Source organism: Kineococcus glutinatus, assembly GCF_039542765.1.
Taxonomy (GTDB): Bacteria; Actinomycetota; Actinomycetes; order Actinomycetales; family Kineococcaceae; genus Kineococcus_A; species Kineococcus_A glutinatus.
This window is the reverse complement of the sequence record NZ_BAABIL010000434.1, coordinates 1-3,113: the sequence shown is the minus strand read 5'-3', so window position 1 is coordinate 3,113 and position 3,113 is coordinate 1. Positions and strand designations below refer to the sequence as shown.

Genomic DNA, 3,113 nt, shown 5'->3' with positions numbered 1-3,113 from the left:
CAGCACCCGGTCCACCGCGGCCGCGTCCAGCGGCTCCACCTCGTCGATGACGCGCTGGAACTCACCCGTCGTGAAGTCCTCCACCGCCGAGGCCGCCGCCCGCAGCCGCAGCATCGACTTCGGGGTGAAGACGACCAGCGGCCGGCGCGGGCGGGCGTAGGCCTGCCGGCGCAGCAGGTGGAAGTAGCTCGCGGGCGTCGACGGCATCGCCACCGTCATGTTGTCCTCGGCGCACATCTGCAGGAAGCGCTCGATGCGGCCGGAGGAGTGGTCCGGGCCCTGCCCCTCGTAGCCGTGCGGCAGCAGCAGCACGACGGAGGAGCGCTGCCCCCACTTCTGCTCGCCCGCGGAGATGAACTCGTCGATGACCGTCTGGGCGCCGTTGAAGAAGTCGCCGAACTGCGCCTCCCACAGGACCAGGGCGTCGGGGCGCTCGACGGAGTAGCCGTACTCGAAGCCCATCGCCGCGAACTCGCTCAGCAGCGAGTCGTAGATCCAGAAGCGCGCCTGCCCCTCCGCCAGGTTCAGCAGCGGCGTCCACTCCTCGGCCGTGACCCGGTCGGTGAGCACCGCGTGGCGGGAGACGAACGTGCCGCGGCGGCTGTCCTGCCCCGCCAGGCGCACCGGCACGCCCTCCATGAGCAGGGAGCCGAACGCCAGCAGCTCCCCCCAGCCCCAGTCGATGCCGCCCTCGCGCGACATCTGGTCGCGCCGCTCCAGCAGCTGGCGCAGCTTGGGGTGCACCGTGAAGCCGTCCGGCGGGTTGGCCTGCACCTTGCCGATGTGCTCCAGCACCTGCGCGGCCACCGCCGTCCTGCGGCGCGAGGCCTCCGCCCGGTCGTCGGCCTCCTGCGCGCTGGGGCGCTCCAGGCCGCCGCGGCCGTCACCGCCGTCGGCGCCGCCGGTGGTGGCGGACTCCTTGGTCTCCGCGAACGCCCGCTCCAGCTGGGCGGAGTAGTCGCGCAGCGCCTCCTCGGCGTCCTCGACGGTGATGTCGCCGCGGCCGATGAGCTGCTCGGTGTACTGCTTGCGGACGCTGCGCTTCTTCTCGATGAGCGCGTACATCAGCGGCTGCGTCATCGAGGGGTCGTCACCCTCGTTGTGACCGCGGCGGCGGTAGCAGACCAGGTCGATGATGACGTCCTTGTCGAACGCCTGGCGGAACTCGAACGCCAGCTGCGCCACCCGCACGCACGCCTCCGGGTCGTCGCCGTTGACGTGGAAGATGGGCGCCTGGATCATCCGGCCGACGTCGGTGGAGTACACCGACGAGCGCGCCGACGCCGGCGCGGTGGTGAAGCCCACCTGGTTGTTGATGACCACGTGGATCGTGCCGCCGGTGCGGTAGCCGCGCAGCTGGGAGAGGTTGAGGGTCTCCGCCACCACGCCCTGCCCGGCGAACGCGGCGTCGCCGTGCAGCAGCACCGGCAGCACCGGGAAGGTCCGCCCGCCCAGGTCGATGCGGTCCTGCTTGGCGCGGGCCACGCCCTCCAGGACGGGGTTCACCGCCTCCAGGTGCGACGGGTTCGCCGCCAGGTACACCTTCGTCTGCTCACCGGTCTCGGCGGTGAACGTGCCCTCGGTGCCCAGGTGGTACTTCACGTCACCGGAGCCCTGGACCGTGCGGGGGTCCTGCATGCCCTCGAACTCGCGGAAGATCTGGCCGTAGCTCTTGCCCGCGATGTTGGCCAGCACGTTCAGCCGGCCCCGGTGGGCCATGCCCACGCACACCTCGTGCAGCCCCTCGCGCGCCGCCTGCGACAGCACCGCGTCCAGCAGCGGGATGACGCTCTCGCCGCCCTCGAGGCTGAACCGCTTCTGCCCCACGTACTTCGTCTGCAGGAACGTCTCGAACGCCTCCGCGGCGTTGAGCCGGCGCAGGGTGCGCAGCTGCTCCGTCGCGCTGGGCTTGTTGTACGGGCGCTCCACGCGGTCCTGGATCCACGTGCGCTGCTCGGGGTCCTGGATGTGCATGTACTCGATGCCCGTGGTGCGGCAGTAGGAGTCGCGCAGCACCCCGAGGATGTCGCGCAGCCTCATGTGCGGGCGGCCGCCGAAACCACCGGTGGGGAACTCCCGGTCCAGGTCCCACAGCGTGAGGCCGTGGCTCTCGATCTCCAGGTCCGGGTGGACCCGCTGGCGGTACTCCAGCGGGTCGGTGTCGGCCATGAGGTGACCGCGCACCCGGTAGGCGTGGATCAGCTCCACGACGCGGGCGGTCTTGTTGATCTGGTCGTCGTGGTGCACCGAGATGTCGCGCACCCAGCGGATCGGCTGGTAGGGGATGCGCAGCGCCTGGAAGACGCGGTCGTAGAAGCCGTCCTCGCCGAGCAGCTTGGCGTGCACGATGCGCAGGAAGTCACCGGACTGCGCGCCCTGGATGATCCGGTGGTCGTACGTGGACGTCAGCGTGATGACCTTGCTGATCGCCAGCCGCGCCAGCGTCTCCTCGCTGGCCCCCTGGTACTCCGCGGGGTACTCCATCGCGCCCACGCCGATGATCGCGCCCTGGCCCTTGACCAGGCGCGGCACCGAGTGGACGGTGCCGATCGTGCCCGGGTTCGTCAGGCTGATCGTCGTGCCCGCGAAGTCGGCCGGGGTGAGCTTGCCCGCGCGGGTGCGGCGCACGACGTCCTCGTAACCGGCCCAGAACTCCGCGAACGTCCTGGTCTCGGCCTCCTTCACCGACGGCACCATGAGCTGGCGGGTGCCGTCGGGGCGGGGCAGGTCGATCGCGATGCCCAGGTTGACGTGCGCGGGCTGCAGCACCGCGGGCTTGCCGTCCTGCAGCACGTAGGACGCGTTCATCGCCGGCATCTCGCGCAGCGCCTCGACGACGGCGTAGCCGATGAGGTGGGTGAAGGAGACCTTGCCGCCGCGGGCGCGCTTGAGGTGGTTGTTGATGACGATGCGGTTGTCCACCAGCAGCTTGGCCGGCACGGCCCGCACGCTCGTGGCCGTGGGGACCTCGAGGCTGGCCTCCATGTTCGTCACCACGCGGGCCGAGGGGCCGCGCAGCTTCTCCACCACGTCCTGCGCCTGCGCCACGGCCACCGCGCCGTCGCCGGCGGGTGCGGCGTCGGCCGCTGCGTGCCTGGCGGGGGCCGCCGGTG

1 protein-coding gene is annotated in these 3,113 nt (G+C 71.3%); it reads right to left on the bottom strand.

What is annotated here, in order from left to right; translation table 11 throughout:
• The coding region (locus ABEB16_RS15315; protein WP_345713094.1) for a multifunctional oxoglutarate decarboxylase/oxoglutarate dehydrogenase thiamine pyrophosphate-binding subunit/dihydrolipoyllysine-residue succinyltransferase subunit at positions 1–3,113 on the bottom strand (3,113 nt) is incomplete at both ends.